A 20,918-nucleotide genomic window follows, 5' to 3' on the forward strand; every position below is an offset into this window, starting at 1 on the left:
CGTCATGTAGAGGCCGCCGACGTCATGTAGAGGCCGCCGACGTCATGTAGAGGCCGCCGACGTCACGTAGCGGGCGCCGACGTCATGGTTCGCGTGGCGACGTCAGGATGAAGACGAAACCCCCGGACGTTGCCGGCCGAGGGTTGGTTTTTCCTTAGGATCGGGCGCAGGCGATCAGATCGCCTGCTCCTCGATCACCCGATTGGCCGCGGAGACGATCGCTTCGAGCGATGCTGTGACGATATTGGTATTGATCCCTGCCCCGAAAAGTCGCCCGCCCTGATGCTGCACCTCGACATAGGCAATGGCGGCCGCGTTCGAGCCCTGTTGCAGCGAATGCTCCGAATAATCGGCAACGGAGATGTCGACACCGAGATAGAGCGACAAGGCGTTGATGAAGCCGTCGATCGGCCCGGTGCCGCGACCCTCGATCATCTTCGTCTCGCCGCGATCGGTGATCTCGGCCTGCACGATGCGCGCCCCGCGATGCTCGCCGAGCGGCAGTGTCGTGTGATCAACGTAGCGGATGCGGGCACCCGGCTGCTCGATATAGCGCTCCAGGAAACGCGCATAGATCGCCTTCGAGGGCATCTCCCGGCCCTGCTCGTCGGTGATCCGCTGGATGTCTTCGCGGAACTCGACCTGCAGCGGCCGCGGCAGGTTGATGCCGTAATCCTCCTGCAGGATATAGGCGATGCCGCCTTTGCCCGACTGCGAATTGATCCGGATGATCGCTTCGTAGGACCGTCCGACATCGCGCGGGTCGATCGGCAGGTAGGGCACCTCCCACTGCGGCTTGTTGGCGACCTTGATGGCCTTCATGCCCTTGTTGATGGCATCCTGGTGCGAACCGGAGAACGCCGTGTAGACCAGTTCGCCCACATAGGGGTGACGCTCGGAAATCGCCATCTGGTTGGAATATTCGTAGACGTCCTTGATCCGCTCGATATCGGAGCAATCGATCTGCGGGTCCACGCCCTGCGTGAACATGTTCAAGGCCAGCGTGACGATGTCCACGTTTCCGGTTCGCTCGCCATTGCCGAACAGCGTGCCTTCCACCCGGTCCGCACCGGCCATCAAACCGAGCTCTGCAGCCGCGATACCGGTCCCGCGATCATTGTGCGGATGCAACGAGATGATGAGGTTTTCGCGATTGTCGAGGTTGCGGCACATCCATTCGATCTGGTCGGCATAGATGTTCGGGGTCGACATCTCCACCGTGGAGGGCAGGTTCAGGATCAGCTTGTTCTCGGCTGTCGGCTTGATGATCTCGGCCACGGCGTTGCAGATCTCCAGCGAGACCTCCAGTTCCGTTCCCGTAAAGCTTTCCGGCGAGTATTCGAACCGGAAGTCGCCGCCGGCCTTTGCCGCCATGTCGGCGATCATCTTGGCCGCGTCGGTCGCAATCTGCTTGATGCCGGCAACATCCTTGGCAAACACCACCCGGCGCTGCAGCTCGCTCGTCGAATTGTAGAAATGCACGATCGGCCTGTTGGCGCCTTCCAGCGCCTCGAAGGTCCGCGTGATCAGTTCCGGCCGGCACTGCACCAGGACCTGCAGGGACAGGTCCGCCGGGATCTTGCCCTCTTCGATACACCAACGGGCGAAATCGAAGTCGGTCTGCGACGCGGACGGAAACCCGATCTCGATTTCCTTGAAACCCATGTCGACCAGAAGCTGGAACATCCGCGCCTTGCGGTCATGCCCCATGGGATCGACGAGCGACTGGTTGCCGTCGCGCAGGTCGACGGAACACCAGATGGGTGGGCTCGAAATCGTCTTGGATGGCCACGTACGGTCGGTGATCGGCACCTGCGGATAGGGCTGGTACTTCTCGGCCGCCGCGGGCATGCCCTGTTTGACGGTATGGGATTTCAGGATCATTTCGGTTCTCTTCGACTTCACAGCGTCCGGCATCGGGAGAATGCGGGCCAGATCGCTGTCACGGTGAAACGTCGCGCGTGCTGCCATAACCGATCAAAGGCCGGTTGACGATGGCAATGCAGAGCCAATTCTGGAAAAGGCTTCGGAGACGTCGGATTCTAGCGGAGGCTAAGGAGCTGTGCCGGTTGGCTTGTCGGCCACCGGGCGCTCCTTAAAGAACCCGGCAACCGCGCGTAAGGCCGAGAAGAAGAAGCGAGGTGAAGGCGCGCGAGCGATCGCGAACGACGGTCCGTCCACGGGAAAACTGCTCGATGATTTTGGCGCTGTTCTTCGACATGGGACGCTCTATAGCCAAAGCTGAAAGAAACGGCAAGGGCAGGCCAAGAAAAAGGCATTTGCGCCTGTGGAATGCATATTCCGACGCGGGGCTATTCCTGTCTGGCGGCGGCACGTCGCTCGCCTGCAACGCGCAGCTTGCTGTCTGCAGCACCGAGCGCTTCGGGGCGCGATCCAGACGTTTCAGAACCGCCGACCCACCATCCCGGCACGCACGGCCGCATAACAAAAAACCCCGCCGGCAAGCGGCGGGGTCCAGAAAGGCTTCAGGAGAGACGAGGCTCAGATGTCGGCAACGTTCGTAACGATCCGCGAGACGAGACCATAGCTCTTGGCGTCTTCTGCAGAGAGCCAGTAGTCGCGATCCGTGTCCTTGGCGATCTTTTCGATCGGCTGGCCGGTTGCTTCCGAAAAGATCCGGTTCAGGCGCTCGTTCATCTTGATGATCTCGCGTGCCTGGATCTCGATGTCGGATGCCATGCCGCGCGTGCCGCCCGAGGGTTGGTGCAGCAGGAAGCGGGTGTTGGGCAGGCAGAGGCGCTGTTCCTTCGGCACCGAGACATAGATCAGGGCGCCGGCAGAGGCGACCCAGCCTGTGCCGATGATCCAGACCTTCGGCTTCACGAACTTGATCATGTCATGAATGCTGTCGCCGGACTCGACGTGACCGCCCGGAGAATTCACGAAGATGCGGATGTCTTCGTCGCTGGCCGATGAGAGCGCCACGAGCTGCGAGCAGACCTTCTGCGCCAGTTCCTGGTTGATCGGGCCATAGATGAAAATCGAGCGCGACTTGAAAAGGTTCGCCTCTGTTTCCTTGCCCAAGGGCAGTTCCGTCTTCTTGTCGTCCTCGTCTTCGTTCATCCGCTGTCTCCCGCGAGATTTCAGTGTCTACCCGCTCAGATAAGGCGACTCGACCGCGATGACAATGCAACAAACACAAGGGCCGCGGCAACAGAGACAGGCCCGCGCTACGGCATCGCCGCGCGCCATGGTTAAAAGCCGGCCTTCCCGCCGTCGCTAAGGCATTTGCCGTATGGACAGGGCGTCGCCGCCGATTAGGATGCGCCGAGAACCAGAACGGCGGCGCGCCTCCCAAGCAGATCCAATCGCCGCCCTTGATCAAGGGGACCATCATGACACGCCGCTTTCTTGCCGCCGCCGCTGCCGCCTTCGCCCTGTCCGCCGCCCCGGCCTTCGCGCATCTCGACCCGACGGCCCATGGCTCGGTGATGGCGGGTATCGTCCATCCCCTCTCGGGCCTCGATCACGTGCTGGTCATGGTCGCCGTCGGTCTCTGGGCGGCACAGCTTGGGGGCCGTGCGCGCCTCGCGGTTCCCCTGGCCTTCGTCGCCATGATGGCCATCGGCTTCGCCCTCGCGCTCTCCGGCATGCATCTCGCCTATGTCGAGCCCGCCATTCTCGCCTCCATCGTCGCCCTCGGCCTGCTGGTTGCGATGGCGGTCCGCATGCCGGCTGCGGCGGGCGCCGGGGTGGTCGGCATCTTCGCCCTCTTCCACGGCTATGCCCATGGCGGCGAGCTCGGCACCGCGACGGCGCTGGCGTTCGGTTTCGGCTTTGCGCTGTCCACCGCCGCGCTTCATACGGTCGGCATCGCGCTCGGCATGCTCGTCGGTCGCCTGGAAAAGAGCGGGGCGATCGCGCGGGGGCTGGGCGTGGTGACCGCCGCTGCAGGGGCTGCCCTCTTCATCGCGGGCTGACCGCAGCGCGCCGTCAGCCGCTCATAGCTAAAATACTTTCTCCCGGCCGCAATTCGGCCCTGAAAAGCCGGATTTGCGGACTGTAGTCGACGGCATGGCAATCCTGCCAGCATGGATCGGGCGGTACCCTGCCGTGAGACCGATCCATGAGGAACCCACAAGCTTCAACGTCATTTCGTGATGACACCATGCTTGGGAGACGACCATGTCACCGGAAGAACAATCCCTTCTCAGCGGCCTCTTCGAACGGGTCCGCTCCGCATCCACGACGCCACGCGATCGGGAGGCGGAGACCCTCATCGAGCAGGCGGTCCGTGCACAGCCTTCGGCGCCCTACTACCTCGCCCAGGCCGTCATCGTTCAGGAAAAAGGGCTGGAGGCCGCCGCACAGCGGATCGAAGCGCTGGAAGCCCAGCTTCGACGCAGCGAGGACCGGCTCCACGAACTGGAAGCCGGACGCGACCGGGAGCCGCGCGACAGCGCGGCTGGCGGGTTCCTCGGATCGCTCTTCGGCTCGTCCGAAAAGCCGCAGCGGAGAGCCGATGCCGAGCGCGGCGGCGAGGCCTACCCGGCGGATCGTCCGGTCACCGGGGGTCCGTGGGGAAGCGCGCCGCGCGCGGCGTATCCTTCATCCCCGCAGCCCTACCAACCCCCGTATCAGCCCTCCTATCAGCCGCCGCAACAAGCCTCGTCCGGCGGCGGCTTCCTGCGCGGTGCGATGGGCACGGCGGCGGGCGTCGCCGGCGGCATGCTGCTTGCCAACTCGCTCAGCGGCATCTTCGGCAATCACATGTCGTCGCTCGGCCTGGGAGGTGCCACGGAGACGGTTGCGCCGATCGAAGAGACAACGATCAACAACTATTACGGCGACGATGCGGTGACGCAGGCGTCGGACGGCGCGCCGAACACGATCGCAGAGGAAAACGACGCGGCCGATCAGGACGGCTGGCAGCAGGCTGACCTCGACACGTCGCCCAACGACGACTTCGACGCCGGCTTCGGCGGCGACGACACGATGGACGTCTGAGCGATCCTTGTCAGGGGCGCGGGAAACCGACGTCCCTGACAAGGCCAAACCGGGCAGGTCTCATCCCCGGCCGCGATAGGGCTGAACGCCCTGGTCCGGCAGCCAGACACCCTCGGGCGGGTTGCCCGTCTGCCAGAACACGTCGATCGGAATGCCGCCGCGCGGGTACCAGTAGGCGCCGATGCGAAGCCATTTCGGCGACAGGAGATCGACGAGGCGCTTGGCGATATCGAGCGTGCAATCCTCGTGGAACGCCCCGTGATTGCGGAAGGCGTGAAGGAAGAGCTTGAGCGACTTCGATTCGACGAGCCAGCCCTCGGGCACGTAGTCGATGACGATATGCGCGAAATCCGGCTGTCCCGTCATGGGGCACAGCGAGGTAAACTCGGGAGCCGTGAAGCGCACGACGAAGTTCGTCCCCGCATGGTTGCTCGGAACGCGCTCCAGGACGGCGTCGTCCGGATGGGTTGCGCCGGAGACGGCCTGCCCCAGCATGGACAGTCCGGAAACGTCGGTCGTGCTCATTCGTCTGTTCCTTCTGTTTTCCGTGCTCCGCCGGCGAGATCATGATCCTCGCGGCTCGGCGGCACCTTGACACGGATGCCGTGGGCTTTCTCGCTCTCGGGCTCGATGTGGATGGCGATCTTCGCCGAAGCGTTGACGGCGCGGATCGCATCCTCGATCCGGTCGCAGATGTCATGCGCGGCGCCGACCGCCATGTCCGCCGGCACCACCATATGGAAATCGACGAAGATGACCGAGGCCGCCTGCCGCGTCTTCAGGTCGTGTACGCCGAGGGAGCCTGCGGCATGGGCGGCGATGGCAGCGCGGATCTCCGCCTCCTCTTCGGTCGTCACGGCCCGGTCCATCAAGCCGCTGACGGAACCCGCGATGACCTTCCAGCCCTGGAACAGGATGTTGCAGGCAACGACGACGGCGAGAAGCGGGTCGAGAATGGTGTAGCCGGTGACGATCGCAAGAATGAGGCCGACCAGAACGCCGCCCGACGTGACGACATCCGACATGATGTGGTGTCCGTCCGCCGACAGGGCCGGCGAACGCAATGCCTTGCCGGCGCGCAGGAGGACCGTCGCCCAGATCGCATTGACGAGACCGGCGGCAAGGTTGATTCCCAGTCCGAGAACCGGCGCCTCGATGGGCTGCGGCGAGAGCACGGCCGGCACGGCTTCATAGACGATCAGCAGTGCGGCAACGACGATGAGGACCCCCTCGATGACGGCGGAGAAGTACTCGGCCTTGTGGTGCCCGAACGGGTGGTCGTCGTCGGCGGGCTTTGCCGCATAGCCGATGACCACAAAGGCGACGACGGCGGCAACGACGTTGACGATCGATTCCAGGCCGTCGGACAAAAGCGCCACGGACCCCGTGAACCACCATGCCGCCAGTTTCATGCCGAGCACGAGAAGCGACAGAGGAATGGTCCAGAAGGCCAGCCGCTGGGCGCGGTTGATGGTGCTCGTCGTCGTCATGGGAAAACCTCCGGTCGGCACCGCTGCCGACCCTTCAGACCGGAGACGCAGGTCAACACGCCTTGGATAAGGGCGATACGCCTTCATCGTCAGATGATGTGGGATGCCTGATCTGTGCGGATCGCCGCGCGTCCATCCTGCGGGATCACGCGCCGCAAACAGCCTTGAACATGAATGCCCGCACCCTTTCGCGGAAAAGGCGCAGGCATGCAAGACCCAAAGGGGGTGACCCGCCGAATTGTTGGCCGGACACGCGCCGCTGTCAGGCCGCCTTCACCTTCGCGCGTTTGGCGAGGTTGGCCACGACGTTCTCGATCATCCGCATCCCGGCGTCTCCGCCGAGCGTCATGATGGATTCCGGATGGAACTGCACGGCGGCGATCGGCTCCTTGGTGTGCTCGATCCCCATGATCGTGCCATCCTCGCTCTCGGCCGTGATCATGAAATCGCGCGGCAGGGTCGAGGCATCGGCGAAGATCGAGTGATAGCGCCCGACCGTCACCTCCTTGCCAAGGCCCGAGAACACGAGGCCCGGCTCCAGCACGCGTATCCGCGACGGCTTGCCGTGCATGGGCACGGCGAGTTGCCGGAGATCGCCGCCATAGGCCTCGGCCAGTGCCTGAAGCCCGAGGCAGACGCCGAAGATCGGCAGGTCTCGCGCCCGCGCCTTCTTGATCGTCGCCTTGCAATCGAAATCCTTCGGCCGGCCCGGGCCGGGCGACAGCACCACGAGGTCCGGCTTGAGCCGGTCGAGTAGCTCCTCCGCGACGGGCGAGCGGACCGTGTTGACCGTTGCGCCCGTCTGGCGGAAGTAGTTGGCAAGGGTGTGGACGAAACTGTCCTCGTGATCGACCAGCAGAATATTGACGCCGGCGCCGACAGGCGCAACGTCGCGGGCCTGCTTGCCCTTGGCGGCGGACTTTGCATCACGAATGGCGGAAATCATGGCGGAGGCCTTCAGTTCGGTTTCGGCTTCTTCCTCATGCGGATCGCTGTCGTTCAGCAGCGTCGCGCCGGCCCGCACTTCGGCGATGCCGTCCTTGATGCGAATGGTTCGCAGCGTCAGCCCGGTGTTCATGTCTCCATTGAAACCGACCATGCCGATCGCACCGCCATACCAGGCGCGCGGGCTCTTTTCATGGCTCTCGATGAAGCGCATCGCCCACAGTTTCGGCGCACCGGTCACCGTGACCGCCCAGGCATGGCTGAGAAAGCCGTCGAACGCATCCATGTCGTCCCGAAGACGGCCCTCGATATGGTCGACCGTGTGGATGAGCCGCGAATACATCTCGATCTGGCGGCGACCGATGACCTTGACCGAACCGGGCACGCAGACGCGGCTCTTGTCGTTCCGGTCCACATCCGAGCACATGGTGAGTTCGGACTCGTCCTTCTTGGAATTCAGCAGCTTCAGGATCTGCTCGCTATCGGCAATCGGATCGTCGCCGCGCTTGATCGTGCCCGAAATCGGGCAGGTCTCGATACGACGGCCGGACACGCGGACGAACATTTCCGGTGAGGCGCCGACCAGGTATTCCTGATGGCCGAGATTGATGAAGAAGGAATAGGGCGACGGGTTGATCGCCTTCAGGCGATTGGAGATCTCGGAGGGGCGGCTCTCGCAGCGCTCGTAGAATTTCTGCCCCGGAACGACCTCGAACAGGTCGCCGCGCCGGAAACTCTCCTTGGCCTTCGTGACCAGCTCGGCATATTCGCCCGGCCGATGGTCGCCATGCGGCGGAATGCTGTCCACGACCCGGAAGGGCTCCGCCGGGATGTCGCCTGCCTTGCCGAATGTCGAGCGGTCGCCGAGAGCAAAGTCATAGCGGTCGATCCAGGCCTTGGCGGCATAGTGGTCGACGACCAGGATTTCGTCAGGGAGGAACAGCACCATGTCCCGCTGGTCGTCCGGTCGCTTCAGCGTGAAGTCGATGGCATCGAACTGGAAGGCAAGGTCGTATCCAAAGGCGCCGTAAAGCCCGAGACTTGCATCTTCGGCCGAAAAGAACAGCGCGGTGACGGCGCGAAGCACCGTGAAGACGGTCGGCATCTTGGACCGCTCTTCTTCCGTGAAGACATGGTCGGGCGTGTCGATCGTCAGATCGAGCCGACGTGCCGTCAGCGACCCCAGCGTGATGTCCTTCACGCTCCTCAGATGGTCGGCGATGATCGTCAGCAGCGCCTCGCCGCGCGCGTTATGGGCTTCGATCCAGAGCGAACGGCCGAACGAGGAGATGCCAAGCGGCGGATCGACGATCGCCGTGTCCCACCGCGTATAGCGACCGGGATATTCGTAGTTGGACGAGAACACGGCGCCCCGGCGCTCGTCAAGCTGGTCGACATAGGTCGAGATCGCATCGCCATAGGACGCCTCGCGGCGGCGGCGCGTGACCGTGATTCCGCCCTGCGTGACGTAGGATTCGGCACCGTCTTCAAGCTTGGTCGTCGACATTCATTCGCTCCGTTTCGGCCCGGAAAACGAGCGCGGCCAGAATGCAAAAAAGCCGCCTCGTAACTCCGGGCGGCTTATCGTCAAAATCCATCACGCAGGACTGATCGAGGCCGCTTTAGCGAGCCCACCACCAGACAGAAAGGATGCGTGCGTTGATCATGGAAAACTGTTAGCGCGCAGTGGGGCATCTGGCAAGCGGCAAGCGCTGCAAAAGCGGGCCTGGCGTCGGTGGCATCGTGGCGAAAGCGCGACACCTGACGGCAAACGCGTCGGCCTACCCTCGCCGCCGGCCGTGCGACACCTAGTTCTGAAGGATCGGCCGAAGCGCCGCCAGAAACTGGATGGGTCCCCATGCGTCGACGTCTTCCGCTGCTTTTTCCCCTGATGCTCCTCCCGGCCGTTTTGATCCTTTCCGGCGCCGGCATGCCGCAAGCGGGCCCGGTACCCGAGACCAAGCCCGCACGTGCCGAATCGCCTGCGAAAGAGAACGACCAGACAAGCACGGACGGACAGCCGGTCGAGCCGGCGGCGACCGACCCGGTGCCAACGCCCGAAGCCAAACCCGCCCCGCCCGCCGAGACGACCACGTCCGGCGAGGTTGCCAAACCGGCTGCTCCGGACGACAAGACGGAAAAGCCGGCGGACCCCGATACGGCCACGCCGCCCAAGACACCGGCCAACGCCCCGGCCAAGGCGCCGGAAGTACCGGCATCCGGTGATGCAAAACCAAAAGACAAGCCGGCCGAGGAAAAGTCGTCCGCGGACAAACCGGCCGAGCCGAAGACCACGACGCCTGTCGCCGAACTCGTCATCACGCCGGAAGAACCGGCCGCCTATGCGCAATGCCTGACCGACCTCAAGGCGCTCGGCGTGCGTTTTTCGGAAAAGCCGCGGATCGACGACGGCAAGGGATGCGGTATCGGCAAGCCAATTTCCGTGACCGAGATCCTGCCCGGCATCAAGCTCGCGCCGGAAGCGACACTGCGCTGCGAAGCGGCTCTGGAACTGGCGCGCTGGACGAAGGAAGCGGTGTTGCCGGCGGCCCGGGTGGCGATGTCGGAGGACGGCGCGCTGAAGACGATCAATCAGGCCTCGAGCTATATCTGCCGTCTGCGCAACAATGCCTCGACCGGCAAGATCTCCGAGCATGCGCGCGGAAACGCGATCGATATCGCGTCCTTCACCTTCAAGAATGGCGAGTCCATCGCCATCCAGCCGCGGGACGAAGACGGAACCCTCTCCGGCGCCTTCCAGCGCGCGGTGACGGCCACTGGCTGCCTCTATTTCGAGACGGTGCTCGATCCGGGCAGCGACGAGGCGCACGAGAACCACCTGCATTTCGACGTGCTGCAGCGGCGCGGCAACTACCGATACTGCCGCTGACACCGCGCCTCAGCGGGCAAGAATGTCGCGCATCTCGACGAGGTTGGACCGGACCCGCAGGATGTAGAATCCCATGGTCGCCAAATGCGTCGGCATGATCCAGCCGTCCTCGCGACCATTGGAAATGATGGCCGGCTGGATGCGCAGGGCCGCGCGCAGCTGCTTCAGGCTTTCCGCCCAGATGGGCGCCAGCCCGCGCTGGGCAATGACGCCGTCGAAATCGGCGCCGGCCGCCGCCATCACGCCGTAATAGCCGTAGAGCTGGCCGTAGGCGAACCAGAACCGGTCGTCGGCCCGCGTATCGAACCAGCCGCCATTGTGATTTTCGGAGCGCTCGCGGATCATGGCCGAGGTGTTGCCGATGTCGTTGGAGATGCGGTCGATGAACTCCATCAGATTGTCGGAACGACCGTCGAAGGTCGCCTCACATTTCACGAGGCTATCGTTGAACGCCTGCAGGTCGCGTTTCGCCGAACGGTAAAAGCTCGGCGTCGGCGTCTTCGGGCCGAACGGGTCAAGGCCGAAATACCAGGCCCCCTCGTCGAACTGCATGTTGCTGCGCGCCTTCTGCAGATTCTCATTGATGCCGGAGGTGCCGCGCACGCGTCCCAGCGAATCCACCAGCTCGACGGTCGTGCGGCGAACCGCCTGGTTCACGCCACGCTGGAAGGACGCCTTGTTGTCGAGAAACGGCGTGTGGTCCCAGTCGACGCCGAAGAAGCCGACCTTGTAGAGCAGCATGGAGGAAATCCAGGCATTCTGATCGACGTTGAAATCGATGAGGTCCGAGGCGACGTCAACGATGGCCGAGCGTTCGCAGGTGGCGATCGCCGGAGCCGCTGCACCCGGCGCAAGCTTGACCGGCAGCCCGGCATCGGTCTTTCGCTCTCCGAAATTGTATCGGTTGACGTAGTCGGGATCGAAGTTGGTCCAGGTCTGCGTGGTCAGGACGAAATAGCCGTAAAGCCCCACAAACAGAACGACGATGGCGGCCACAGGGCCCTTGACGATCCAGCCGCCGCTCGACCGGAACCAGCCCGCGAAGGTTACGAAGGGAAAGAGAAGCCAGGAGACGGCAATGCCCAACCCCCGACCGATCGCTGAGAAGATGCGCTGGAAGAACGCGACGACCGGTTCGAGCATGGAGGCGTGTTCCTTATGATGATGGCCGGGACCGTGGCTTTCGCCCTGACCCAACCTGCTGCCTTCCTCACATAGGCGTCATCATCTGCCGCCACAACGGCTACCCGCACGCCTCACGGCTTATTGCGCCGCCGTACTCTTGAGATAGGCGATCACATCGGTGATATCCCGGTCGGATTTCAGCCCGGCAAAGCTCATGCGCGTTCCCGGCACCATGGCGCGGGGCGCCAGAAGATAGGTCGCAAGCCGGGCCTCGTCCCAGGCCTTGCCGTCGCTGCCGAAGGCACGCATGGCGTCCGAGTAGCTATAGCTCTCGACATGGGCGACCGGGCGACCGACGACACCCTGAAGGCTCGGCCCGACCCGGTTTTCCGGCGCGGTCGCCGTGTGGCAGGTGCCGCACTTGCGAAACACACGCTCACCAGCCGCGATATCGCCGCCGACAGGCCCCCCTGCCGTGGCGGCTCCTGCCGCCATGGAAAGACAGATCGAGAAAAAGAAGACAGGCGTGACGCGCATTGCAGGCTCCTTTGGCAGGCTCCGGTGGCAGGCTCCGTTGGCATGCTTCCGTTCAGAGAAGGGAGAACGGGTCTAGTCTTCCCGCATGCGATCGTCCCAGTGTCGGCGGCAGTAGGACACATATTTCTCGTTGCCGCCGATCTCGACCTGCGCGCCCTCGTGCACGACACGGCCCTGCCCGTCGAGACGAACCACCATCGTCGCCTTGCGACCGCAATGGCAGATGGTGCGCACCTCGCGCAGCTCGTCCGCGATCGCAAGCAGGGCCGCGGATCCCGGAAACAACTGTCCGCGAAAATCGGTGCGCAGGCCATAGGTCATCACGGGAATGCCCAGCCGATCGGCGACCCGGGCAAGCTGCCACACCTGCGCCTCGCTGAGAAATTGCGCCTCGTCGACGAAAACGCATGCGGCATCCGTCTCGGAAACGGCGTGCTTGACCGGGGCATAGAGATCGTCCGTGACGCGGAAGGTGATGGCATCCGACGTCAGACCGATGCGCGAGGACACGCGGCCCTCCCCGGCGCGATCGTCGAAGGCTGCGATCAGAACCACGGTCCGCATCCCGCGTTCTTCGTAATTGTAGGAGGATTGCAGCAGAAGCGTCGATTTTCCCGCGTTCATCGTGGCGTAGTGGAAATAGAGCTTTGCCATATCGACGATCCTTTCGGGCTTTCGGCGTGTGTCGTCCGTCTCGATGCGTTTCGCCGTCGGAACCCAGCTTGCGCGGCACGGGCGGCTTCATGCCTGAGCCAACGGGATTTGACCAGTGAGTTACCGTCATTCTTCCCTGTTGCACCTATGACTCGGAAGACGGATGGCTTATGTTCGTCATCGTAGACGCTCGACCGACAGAGGGCGGCCCGACAGCAGTCCGATCCATTGCCCGACGAAGTTCGGCCGCGATCCTGGAATGCGACTTTGCGACATTGGCTGTCGCATTAGGGGCCGCGTAAGTTCCCGAGCGAAATACACTGACCGAACTGTCGGTCCTGAGCACGCCGCCGATCCGACAGGCTTCTGACGTCATAACAGGGGAACAAAAAACCAATGACCAGAAACTTCGCCCGCCTCCTCACGCTGTCCGCAGCCGTTTCCTTGAGTGCGCTGAGCGCCGGAAGTGCGTTTGCCGCCGACCCGGCAAGCTGTGCCACCGTCCGCTTCTCGGATGTGGGCTGGACGGACATCACCGCGACGACCGCGACCGTCGCCGCCGTCGTCGAGGCTCTCGGTTATACGCCGGACATCAAGGTTCTGTCGGTCCCCGTCACCTACCAGTCGCTGAAGAACAAGGACATCGACGTTTTCCTCGGCAACTGGATGCCGGCGCAGGAAAAGGACGTGAAGCCGTATCTGGACGACAAGTCGGTCGACTCGCTCGGGGCCAACCTCGAAGGTGCGAAGTACACGCTGGCCACCAACGCCAAGGGCGCCGGTCTCGGCATCAAGGACTTCTCCGACATCGGCAAGCACAAGGACGAGCTCGACGGCAAGATCTACGGGATCGAGCCCGGCAATGATGGCAACCGGCTCGTCATGACGCTGATCGAGAAGAACGAAATGGGCATGGGCGGCATGGAGATCGTCGAGAGCTCCGAGCAGGGCATGCTGTCGCAGGTCGCGCGGGCGGAAAAGGACGGCAAGCCGGTCGTCTGGCTCGGCTGGGCGCCGCACCCGATGAACTCGACATTCGAGATGACCTACCTCACCGGTGGCGATTCCACCTTCGGCCCGAACTTCGGCGGCGCGACGGTCTACACCAACACGCGCGCCGGTTATGTTTCGGAATGCCCGAACATCGGCAAGCTGATCTCCAACGTGAAGTTCAACCTCGATATGGAAAACCATATCATGGGCAAGATTCTGAACGACAGCGAAGAGCCGGGCACCGCAGCGAAGGCGTGGCTGAAGGCCAACCCGACCGTCGTCGAACCCTGGCTCGCCGGCGTCACGACGCTGGACGGCAAGGAAGGCCTGCCTGCCGTCAAGACGGCGCTCGGTCTCTGATTGCAGGACGCTTGAAAGGCGGGGGAGACCCCGCCTTTTTCGTGCTGACATCGGGATCGGGGCCAGCGGACGCGTCCTTTAAGATGCGTTCGTGATCCGCGCTTCGCGGTCTCTGAGCTCTCCGCGATCGATGTCCTCTCATCCGTCACTCTTTCAGGAGAGGATCCCGCATGGATTTTCTGACAGGACACCGCGTGCCCATCGGCCAGGGCGCGAAAGCTTTCGTCGACTGGTTGACGACGAATTTCAGTCTGTTTTTCGACCAGCTTTCACGATTCCTGTCGAGCGTCGTCTCCGCGATCCTCTTCGTGCTGCAATATCCCCACCCTCTCGTCGTCGTCGGCCTGGTCACCGTTTTGGCCTGGTGGCTGCGCCGATCGATCGGCGTCACGCTCTTTACCGGCCTCGGCCTGCTGCTGATCATCAATCAGGGCTACTGGAAGGAGACCACGGAGACCCTGGCGCTCGTGCTCGCGGCGAGCGTGGTTTCCATGGCCATCGGCATTCCGCTCGGCATTGCGGCTGCGCGGCGCGCCTGGGTTTACGCCTTCATGCGTCCCGTGCTCGACCTCATGCAGACCATCCCGACCTTCGTCTATCTCATTCCGGCGCTCATCCTCTTTGGCCTCGGCATGGTTCCCGGACTGATCGCCACCGTCATCTTCGCAATCCCGGCCCCCATTCGCCTCACCCGGCTCGGGATCATCTCCACCCCGCCGTCTCTGACGGAGGCCGCCGTGTCCTTCGGGGCCACGCCCGGTCAGGTCCTGCGCAAGATCGAGCTTCCCTTCGCCATGCCGCAGATCATGGCGGGGCTGACGCAGACCATCATGCTGTCGCTGTCGATGGTGGTCATCTCGGCCCTTGTTGGGGCCAACGGCCTCGGCGTCCCGGTTCTGCGCGCGCTGAACACCGTCAACGTGGCAAAGGGCTTCGAAGCCGGCCTCTGCATCGTCATCCTTGCGATCATTCTTGATCGCCTCTTCCGCTCTTCGGATGAAGGAGAAGGCGCATGAGCGATGCCGTAATCTTCGACAATGTCGATATCGTCTTCGGCGATCGCCCCGAGCGGGCCCTGCAGATGGTCGACGCCGGAAAGACACGTGACGAGATCGGCAGTGCCACCGGCCTCGTTCTCGGCGTTGCCGGCGCATCGCTGACGGTGCGCGAAGGCGAGATTCTCGTCTTGATGGGTCTGTCCGGCTCGGGCAAATCGACGCTTCTGCGCGCGGTCAACGGGCTTGCGCCCGTCGTGCGCGGCAATGTCAGCGTGAAGACGGGCAGCGGCACGATCGATCCCTATCGCACCACATCGAAAGCCCTGCGCGACTTCCGCAAGCACACCGTTTCCATGGTGTTCCAACAGTTCGCGCTTCTGCCCTGGCGAACGGTCGAGGACAATGTCGGCTTTGGCCTGGAACTGGCGGGGGTTCCGGATGGCGAGCGCCGCCGCCGGGTCGGGGAGCAGCTGGAACTGGTCAACCTGACGCAGTGGGCGGGGCGAAAGGTGCAGGAACTCTCCGGCGGCATGCAGCAGCGCGTCGGCCTTGCCCGCGCCTTTGCCACCGGCGCGCCCATCCTTCTCATGGACGAGCCGTTTTCCGCGCTCGACCCGTTGATCCGTACGCGGCTGCAGGACGAGTTGCTCGAGTTTCAGCGTCGCCTGAAGAAGACCATCCTCTTTGTCAGCCATGACCTGGACGAAGCCTTCCGCATCGGCAATCGCATCGCCATTATGGAAGGCGGGCATATCATCCAGTGCGGCACGCCGCAGGAGATCGTCAAGAATCCCGCCAATCAGTATGTCGCCGATTTCGTCCAGCACATGAACCCGATCACCATGCTGACCGCAACCGATGTCATGCAGCAGGGTCTCGGGCAAAGGCCCTCGGCCCTGGGCGTCAGCGCGACGGCCGCACCCGACACGCCGCTGATCGACATCCTCGACGCCATGACCCGGCAGCCGGGCGCCATTGGCGTGGTGGAAAACGGTGCGGTCATCGGCACGATCGACGCCCAGGACGTCATCGAGGGCCTGACCCGGCATCGACAGCGTCCCTGAGGCATCCGCAGCTGCACAAGCAGGGTTTCCGCGCTAGTCTCGGCCGAATCGATGGCGCGCGCGCCGAGCCCGACGGCCTGGATGGACAGCAAGCATGGCAGAGAAACCACAGGTTCTGCGGGAGACGGACGATGCGGCACGAAAGCTTGCCCGTCTGGTCTTCCGCGAACAGCGCAGCGCAGCGATCGGCGTTCTCGAGCCGGTCAGCGACGGCTTTCCGTTCGTGAGTCGTGCCCTTCTTGGTTTCGATATTGATGCCGTACCGATCATTCTGGCGTCGCAGCTCGCGACGCATACGCAGGCGCTCCTCGCCGATGCCAGATGCTCCGTACTGGCGGGCCGAAGCGGAAAGGGCGACCCGCTTGCCCATGCGAGAATCACGGTGCAGTGCCGCGCCGAACCGATCGCCCGGACGGACCTGCGGCATGCCCGCCTCAGGGAACGTTTCCTGCGGCGCCACCCCAAGGCACAACTCTACATCGACTTTCCGGATTTTCTCTTCTTCCGCCTGAATCCGCTCCGTGCGAGCTTGAATGCCGGTTTCGGGCGGGCTTATGCCCTGACGGGCGATGACCTTCTCATCTCCTCCGCAGCTATGGAAGCAATCGCTGCCGCCGAGCATGCTCTTCTTGCCGAACTCAACAGCAACAAGGATGCCCTGTCGTATTTTCTCGGAGAGGAGCGAAGCGACGTTACTCCGGCCTGGCAAGTGACCGCGGTCGATGCCGAGGGAATCGATCTTGTGCAGGGAGACGCGTTTCGTCGGGCGGACTTTCCCCGAGAGGTTGAAAACCCCGACGACGTCCGTGCAATGTTCGTAAAACTTTACCGTTAACTCCCCAGAAGTACCCCGAAATCTCGCATAGGGCTGTTGTTCCCTTTATGCGTCATGCCTAATTGTCTCATTCTAGCCGCACCAAAATGGGTGGGGCCAAGACGTCGCATGGAGTATGGCATGGAAACAATTCCTCCCCACCAGCATGAAAAAGCCGAGGTTGCTGCGGATTTTCTCTCCGCTATGGCCAACCCGAAGCGGCTGCTGATCCTGAACGAACTGGTCAAGGGCGAGATGGCTGTCGGAGCGCTTGCCGCTCAAGTCGGTCTCAGTCAGTCCGCACTGTCGCAGCACCTGTCGAAGCTGAGGGCACAGAGCCTTGTCACGACGCGCCGCGACGCGCAGACGATCTATTACTCGTCTTCGTCCGAGTCCGTTCTGAAGGTTTTGTCGATGCTGTCGGAAATCTACGGCGCACCGGAAGCCAAGGACGAAGCTCAGCCGCGTCGGCGCTCGGCCTGATCATCGCCAAGGGCGGCGTGGACCGGCAGACGCCGCGACCTGTTGCCGCCCGCAGCGTACGGGTTGATACCAAACGATCCCCATCCCAGTCGTCTCCGGGATGGCACATTCAGCCAGATGAAAGCCAGGAATCAGGGAGGTTCCTGGCTTTTTTCGTTCGTCACGAACAACCGCGTCGCGCAGGAACGATGCCGCATGCGCCGTCGCGGGCCGCGGCCGCGCAGGCACGCGGAAGCCGGAGCAAGCCCGACGCAACACATGCGCCATGCCTTGACGCCCTCTGGCCCGCTGATAGTTTGACCATCGGATAAAAATCGCCGATCAGCTCAAACGCCAGATGGCCGTCTTGGCCATGGAGACCGTCATGTCGAACCGCCTGAACACCACACCCAACGATCTGCGCGCCTTCTGGATGCCCTTCACGTCGAACCGGCAGTTCAAGAAAGAACCGCGCATGTTCGTCTCGGCGAAAGACATGCACTACAAGACGCATGACGGACGCACCGTTCTCGACGGCACCGCCGGACTCTGGTGTGTCAATGCCGGCCACTGCCGCCCCCTGATCACCGAAGCCATCCGCGAACAGGCCGGAGAGCTCGACTATGCCCCCGCTTTCCAGCTTGGCCATCCCAAGGCCTTCGAGCTCGCAAACCGTCTGGTGGACATCGCGCCTGACGGTTTCAACCATGTGCTCTACACGAATTCCGGATCGGAATCGGTGGATACGGCCCTGAAAGTGGCGCTGGCCTATCACCGCGTGAAGGGCGATGGTGCGCGTTCGCGCCTGATCGGCCGCGAGCGCGGCTATCACGGCGTCAACTTCGGCGGAATCTCGGTCGGCGGCATCGTTTCCAACCGTAAGATGTTCGGCACTCTCCTGAGCGGCGTCGATCATATGCCGCACACGCACATGCCCGACAAGAATGCCTTCACCAAGGGCGAACCCGAGCACGGCGGCGACATTGCATCCGAACTGGAGCGCATTGTCACCCTGCATGATCCCTCGACGATCGCCGCCGTGATCGTCGAGCCCGTTGCCGGTTCGACCGGCGTCCTCGTTCCGCCGAAGGGCTACCTTCAGAAGCTGCGCGAGATCTGCACCAAGCATGGCATCCTGCTCATCTTCGACGAGGTCATCACCGGCTACGGCCGTCTCGGTACGCCCTTTGCGGCCCAGTATTTCGACGTCATGCCCGACATGATCGTGACCGCCAAGGGTCTCACCAACGGCGTCATCCCGATGGGAGCCGTGTTCGTCACCTCGCAGATCCATGACGCGTTCATGCAGGGGCCGGAGCACATGATCGAGTTCTTCCACGGATACACCTACTCCGGCAATCCGATCGCTTCGGCTGCGGCCATCGCCACGCTCGATACCTACCGTGACGAAGGGCTTCTCACCCGTGCGGCAACGCTCGCGCCCTATTGGGAGAAGGCCCTTCATTCGCTGCGCGATTGCCCGCATGTCATCGACATCCGCAACATCGGCCTCATCGGCGCGATCGAGCTTGCGCCGATCGCCGGAGAGCCGACGAAGCGCGCCTTCTCGGCCTTCCTCAAGGCCTATGAAAACGGCCTGCTGATCCGGACCACGGGGGACACGATCGCCCTTTCGCCGCCGCTCATCATCACCGAAGCGCAGATCGACGAGCTGATCGGCGGCATCCGGACGGTGCTCGAAACCGGCATCTGACATTGCCTCATCCTCGTCCCGCGGATGTCGATGGCACGGGACGAGGACGCGGGGAGAAACACCCGAACGGTGCGGGATCGCCGCGCGATCTGCAGGGCTGTGGTCGTCCTGCTCCCGCGGTGTGTCCTTTCTTTTGAGCATAGGGTCCGCGAGGCATGAGCATTCCCAAGGACCACCCCTATGATTTCGATCCCACATACGGGCTCGCGCTCGATGACCTCCGCGCCATCCGGCCACCGCCGGAGGTGCCAGGGTTCGACGCCTTCTGGCAGGCACGCTACCGGAAGGCGCTGGCGGTCGACCCGAACCCGAGCCTGACTCGGTCGGCGCAACAGCACGGCAAATGGATCGTTCACGATCTCTCCTACACTTCGACAGACGGGTTCCGGATCGGCGGATGGCTGCTTGTCCCGCATCATGGCACGGTTGAGCGCGGCCTTGTCGTCGGCCACGGGTATGGCGGATGCGACCAGCCGGATCTCGACCTTCCCGTCGAGAATACCGCCATCCTCTTCCCGTGCTTTCGCGGCCTCTCGCGCAGCAGCCGGGCACCGATCTCTCCCGATCCGGCCTGGCATGTCCTCCACGACATCGACAAGTCCGCCCGTTACATCATCGGAGGCTGCGTCGAGGACGTCTGGACCGCCGTCACAGTTCTCAATCTGCTCTTCCCCGGCACGAAAGACCGGGTCGGCTATAGCGGCGCCAGTCTCGGCGGCGGGATCGGCGCGCTCGCCATTCCGTTCGATCGTCGTATCGACAGGGGCCACCTCACCGTCCCGACCTTCGGAAACCGGCCGCTCTGGCTCGCTTTGCCCACCATCGGCAGCGCCCGTGCCGTGCAGGCCTATGGTCGCACCCATCCCGAGGTGGGCGAAACGCTTCGCCTGTTCGACGCGGCGACGGCCGCCGCGCGCATCGCGGTTCCCCTTCTCTGCGCTGTCGCCCGCTTCGACCCCGCCGTCGCGCCACCGTGTCAGTTCACGATCGCCAATGCGCTTCCGGCGGAAAATCATCATGAAACATTCATCCTCGACGCCGGACATTTCGATTATCCTGGTCAGGCTGCACAGGCGTCGGCGCTGAGAGCAAAAGTCGGGAAACTCTTCAGGACACCATGAACCGCGAATATCTGCGCTGGTACAGTCCGCGGCTCCATCGCGACATGGAGTTGCTGGTGTTCGGGCATCGCGGTGCCAAGGTCCTGATGTTTCCGACACGCGAGGGGCGCTTCTGGGAATACGAGGCGCTCGGACTGGTCGACGTGCTGGCCGACAAGGTCCGTGCCGGTCAGCTCCAGCTCTTCTGCGTCGAGGGTTTGGCCAGCGAAAGCTTTTACGCCCGCAACCTTCCTCCCGCTGACCGCCTTCGTCGCCACAGGGCCCTGGAAGAATACGTCCTGAACGAGGTGCTGCCGCTGATGGCGCAGTGGAACCCGGAGGGCGCCACGATCGTGCACGGTTGCAGCCTCGGCGCCTACCAGGCCGCCAGTCTCGTCTTCCGCCACCCGCACCTCTTCTCCAAGCTCGTGGCGTTTTCCGGCCGCTATGACCTGACGCTTCAAATCGAGAGCTTCGACGACCTGCTCGATGGCCATTATGACGACGAGGTCTATTTTCACACGCCAACGCATTTTCTGCCCGGCCTGTCGCAGACCTGGCGTCTCGATCGCCTGCGGTCCGTCGATATCGTTCTGACCATCGGCAATGCCGACCCGTTTCTCGACAACAACCGGCATCTGAGCCGGTTGCTCCACGAGATGGGCGTCCACCATCAGCTTCATGTGTGGGACGGCCGTGCCCATCGCGGGCGCTCCTGGCGCAAGATGGCGGCGCTCTACATCTGACGATGGCGGGTGAAGGGACGGCCGCGTGGGCAGCCCCCGCCGGCGGGTCTCCCTGCGT

At 63.4% G+C, this 20,918-nt stretch carries 20 protein-coding genes; 11 read left to right on the forward strand and 9 right to left on the reverse strand.

Features of this window, described 5'->3' with window-relative positions; all coding sequences use genetic code 11:
• Positions 1–174: 174 nt before the first annotated feature.
• From leuA to ASG25_RS16315, 3 genes are all read right to left on the reverse strand, one after another.
• Positions 175–1,884 carry a 2-isopropylmalate synthase gene (gene leuA, locus ASG25_RS16310; protein ID WP_062477057.1) on the reverse strand — a complete coding sequence of 570 codons (1,710 nt, stop codon included), beginning with the start codon at positions 1,882–1,884 and terminating at the stop codon, positions 175–177.
• Between the two features lie 211 nt (positions 1,885–2,095).
• Positions 2,096–2,221, reverse strand: coding sequence for a hypothetical protein (locus ASG25_RS23615; RefSeq protein ID WP_274533663.1), 126 nt, complete (start codon positions 2,219–2,221; stop codon positions 2,096–2,098).
• A 281-nt stretch (positions 2,222–2,502) separates the two neighbouring features.
• Positions 2,503–3,084: an ATP-dependent Clp protease proteolytic subunit gene (locus ASG25_RS16315; protein ID WP_062476226.1), complete on the reverse strand. Its 582-nt coding sequence runs from the start codon at positions 3,082–3,084 to the stop codon at positions 2,503–2,505.
• Between the two features lie 272 nt (positions 3,085–3,356).
• On the opposite strand from ASG25_RS16315, the gene ASG25_RS16320 reads away from it, so the two are divergent.
• Both ASG25_RS16320 and ASG25_RS16325 read left to right on the forward strand, forming a co-directional pair.
• Positions 3,357–3,941, forward strand: a complete 585-nt coding sequence (locus tag ASG25_RS16320; protein ID WP_062477061.1) for a HupE/UreJ family protein — start codon at positions 3,357–3,359, stop codon at positions 3,939–3,941.
• A 205-nt stretch (positions 3,942–4,146) separates the two neighbouring features.
• Complete coding sequence (locus ASG25_RS16325; RefSeq protein ID WP_062476227.1) at positions 4,147–4,968, forward strand: DUF2076 domain-containing protein; 822 nt, start codon at positions 4,147–4,149, stop codon at positions 4,966–4,968.
• A gap of 60 nt (positions 4,969–5,028) precedes the next feature.
• Here the strand turns inward: ASG25_RS16325 and queF are convergent, their stop codons facing one another.
• The 3 genes from queF to ASG25_RS16340 all read right to left on the reverse strand — a co-directional run bounded on the left by queF (position 5,029) and on the right by ASG25_RS16340 (position 8,910).
• Positions 5,029–5,493, reverse strand: coding sequence for a preQ(1) synthase (queF, locus tag ASG25_RS16330; RefSeq protein ID WP_062476228.1), 465 nt, complete (start codon positions 5,491–5,493; stop codon positions 5,029–5,031).
• A complete protein-coding gene (locus ASG25_RS16335) occupies positions 5,490–6,458 on the reverse strand; it encodes a cation diffusion facilitator family transporter (protein WP_062476231.1) in 969 nt (322 codons plus the stop codon). The genes queF and ASG25_RS16335 overlap by 4 nt, the downstream gene beginning before the upstream one ends.
• Positions 6,459–6,720: 262 nt before the next feature.
• Positions 6,721–8,910, reverse strand: coding sequence for an anthranilate synthase (locus ASG25_RS16340; RefSeq protein WP_062476235.1), 2,190 nt, complete (start codon positions 8,908–8,910; stop codon positions 6,721–6,723).
• A gap of 351 nt (positions 8,911–9,261) precedes the next feature.
• Between ASG25_RS16340 and ASG25_RS23620 the strand changes: the two genes are divergently transcribed.
• Positions 9,262–10,293 (forward strand): extensin family protein, encoded by a 1,032-nt coding sequence (locus ASG25_RS23620; protein ID WP_062476239.1) that lies wholly within the window; start codon positions 9,262–9,264, stop codon positions 10,291–10,293.
• 9 nt (positions 10,294–10,302) lie between these two features.
• Here ASG25_RS23620 and ASG25_RS16350 read toward each other — a convergent pair whose 3' ends face one another.
• From ASG25_RS16350 to ASG25_RS16360, 3 genes are all read right to left on the reverse strand, one after another.
• A complete protein-coding gene (locus tag ASG25_RS16350) occupies positions 10,303–11,436 on the reverse strand; it encodes a DUF2333 family protein (RefSeq protein ID WP_062476242.1) in 1,134 nt (377 codons plus the stop codon).
• 120 nt (positions 11,437–11,556) lie between these two features.
• Complete coding sequence (locus ASG25_RS16355; protein ID WP_062476245.1) at positions 11,557–11,955, reverse strand: cytochrome c family protein; 399 nt, start codon at positions 11,953–11,955, stop codon at positions 11,557–11,559.
• Positions 11,956–12,027: 72 nt separating this feature from the next.
• Positions 12,028–12,609 (reverse strand): thymidine kinase, encoded by a 582-nt coding sequence (locus tag ASG25_RS16360; protein ID WP_062476247.1) that lies wholly within the window; start codon positions 12,607–12,609, stop codon positions 12,028–12,030.
• Between the two features lie 396 nt (positions 12,610–13,005).
• On the opposite strand from ASG25_RS16360, the gene ASG25_RS16365 reads away from it, so the two are divergent.
• The 8 genes from ASG25_RS16365 (at position 13,006) to ASG25_RS16400 (ending at position 20,860) form a co-directional block, all read left to right on the forward strand.
• Positions 13,006–13,962, forward strand: a complete 957-nt coding sequence (locus tag ASG25_RS16365) for a choline ABC transporter substrate-binding protein (protein WP_062476250.1) — start codon at positions 13,006–13,008, stop codon at positions 13,960–13,962.
• 170 nt (positions 13,963–14,132) lie between these two features.
• Entirely contained in the window at positions 14,133–14,978 is an 846-nt protein-coding gene (gene choW / locus ASG25_RS16370) for a choline ABC transporter permease subunit (protein WP_062476253.1), read from the forward strand.
• The gene (choV, locus tag ASG25_RS16375; RefSeq protein WP_062476255.1) at positions 14,975–16,024 is read left to right on the forward strand and encodes a choline ABC transporter ATP-binding protein; all 1,050 of its coding nucleotides are present in this window, start codon (positions 14,975–14,977) and stop codon (positions 16,022–16,024) included. The genes choW and choV overlap by 4 nt, the downstream gene beginning before the upstream one ends.
• 94 nt (positions 16,025–16,118) lie before the next feature.
• Complete coding sequence (locus tag ASG25_RS16380; protein WP_062476258.1) at positions 16,119–16,859, forward strand: HugZ family protein; 741 nt, start codon at positions 16,119–16,121, stop codon at positions 16,857–16,859.
• Positions 16,860–16,979: 120 nt separating this feature from the next.
• Complete coding sequence (locus ASG25_RS16385; RefSeq protein ID WP_062476261.1) at positions 16,980–17,321, forward strand: metalloregulator ArsR/SmtB family transcription factor; 342 nt, start codon at positions 16,980–16,982, stop codon at positions 17,319–17,321.
• Between the two features lie 364 nt (positions 17,322–17,685).
• Positions 17,686–19,014: an aspartate aminotransferase family protein gene (locus ASG25_RS16390; protein ID WP_062477064.1), complete on the forward strand. Its 1,329-nt coding sequence runs from the start codon at positions 17,686–17,688 to the stop codon at positions 19,012–19,014.
• A gap of 155 nt (positions 19,015–19,169) precedes the next feature.
• Positions 19,170–20,135, forward strand: a complete 966-nt coding sequence (locus tag ASG25_RS16395; RefSeq protein ID WP_062476263.1) for an acetylxylan esterase — start codon at positions 19,170–19,172, stop codon at positions 20,133–20,135.
• The gene (locus ASG25_RS16400) at positions 20,132–20,860 is read left to right on the forward strand and encodes an alpha/beta hydrolase-fold protein (protein WP_062476266.1); all 729 of its coding nucleotides are present in this window, start codon (positions 20,132–20,134) and stop codon (positions 20,858–20,860) included. The genes ASG25_RS16395 and ASG25_RS16400 overlap by 4 nt, the downstream gene beginning before the upstream one ends.
• Positions 20,861–20,918 lie beyond the last annotated feature (58 nt).

Origin of the sequence: Rhizobium sp. Leaf384 (assembly GCF_001424065.1) — a bacterium.
Lineage (GTDB): Bacteria > Pseudomonadota > Alphaproteobacteria > Rhizobiales > Rhizobiaceae > Ferranicluibacter.

Excerpts from the sequence above, each read along its gene's own strand:
- queF (WP_062476228.1), bottom strand. The coding sequence starts at position 5,493 with ATGAGCACGACCGACGTTTCCGGACTGTCCATGCTGGGGCAGGCCGTC.
- ASG25_RS16355 (WP_062476245.1), bottom strand. The coding sequence starts at position 11,955 with ATGCGCGTCACGCCTGTCTTCTTTTTCTCGATCTGTCTTTCCATGGCG.
- ASG25_RS16335 (WP_062476231.1), bottom strand. The coding sequence starts at position 6,458 with ATGACGACGACGAGCACCATCAACCGCGCCCAGCGGCTGGCCTTCTGG.
- ASG25_RS23620 (WP_062476239.1), top strand. The coding sequence starts at position 9,262 with ATGCGTCGACGTCTTCCGCTGCTTTTTCCCCTGATGCTCCTCCCGGCC.
- ASG25_RS16360 (WP_062476247.1), bottom strand. The coding sequence starts at position 12,609 with ATGGCAAAGCTCTATTTCCACTACGCCACGATGAACGCGGGAAAATCG.
- ASG25_RS16350 (WP_062476242.1), bottom strand. The coding sequence starts at position 11,436 with ATGCTCGAACCGGTCGTCGCGTTCTTCCAGCGCATCTTCTCAGCGATC.
- ASG25_RS16395 (WP_062476263.1), top strand. The coding sequence starts at position 19,170 with ATGAGCATTCCCAAGGACCACCCCTATGATTTCGATCCCACATACGGG.
- leuA (WP_062477057.1), bottom strand. The coding sequence starts at position 1,884 with ATGATCCTGAAATCCCATACCGTCAAACAGGGCATGCCCGCGGCGGCC.
- choV (WP_062476255.1), top strand. The coding sequence starts at position 14,975 with ATGAGCGATGCCGTAATCTTCGACAATGTCGATATCGTCTTCGGCGAT.
- ASG25_RS16315 (WP_062476226.1), bottom strand. The coding sequence starts at position 3,084 with ATGAACGAAGACGAGGACGACAAGAAGACGGAACTGCCCTTGGGCAAG.
- ASG25_RS23615 (WP_274533663.1), bottom strand. The coding sequence starts at position 2,221 with ATGTCGAAGAACAGCGCCAAAATCATCGAGCAGTTTTCCCGTGGACGG.
- ASG25_RS16400 (WP_062476266.1), top strand. The coding sequence starts at position 20,132 with ATGAACCGCGAATATCTGCGCTGGTACAGTCCGCGGCTCCATCGCGAC.
- choW (WP_062476253.1), top strand. The coding sequence starts at position 14,133 with ATGGATTTTCTGACAGGACACCGCGTGCCCATCGGCCAGGGCGCGAAA.
- ASG25_RS16365 (WP_062476250.1), top strand. The coding sequence starts at position 13,006 with ATGACCAGAAACTTCGCCCGCCTCCTCACGCTGTCCGCAGCCGTTTCC.
- ASG25_RS16340 (WP_062476235.1), bottom strand. The coding sequence starts at position 8,910 with ATGTCGACGACCAAGCTTGAAGACGGTGCCGAATCCTACGTCACGCAG.
- ASG25_RS16385 (WP_062476261.1), top strand. The coding sequence starts at position 16,980 with ATGGAAACAATTCCTCCCCACCAGCATGAAAAAGCCGAGGTTGCTGCG.
- ASG25_RS16320 (WP_062477061.1), top strand. The coding sequence starts at position 3,357 with ATGACACGCCGCTTTCTTGCCGCCGCCGCTGCCGCCTTCGCCCTGTCC.
- ASG25_RS16325 (WP_062476227.1), top strand. The coding sequence starts at position 4,147 with ATGTCACCGGAAGAACAATCCCTTCTCAGCGGCCTCTTCGAACGGGTC.
- ASG25_RS16390 (WP_062477064.1), top strand. The coding sequence starts at position 17,686 with ATGTCGAACCGCCTGAACACCACACCCAACGATCTGCGCGCCTTCTGG.
- ASG25_RS16380 (WP_062476258.1), top strand. The coding sequence starts at position 16,119 with ATGGCAGAGAAACCACAGGTTCTGCGGGAGACGGACGATGCGGCACGA.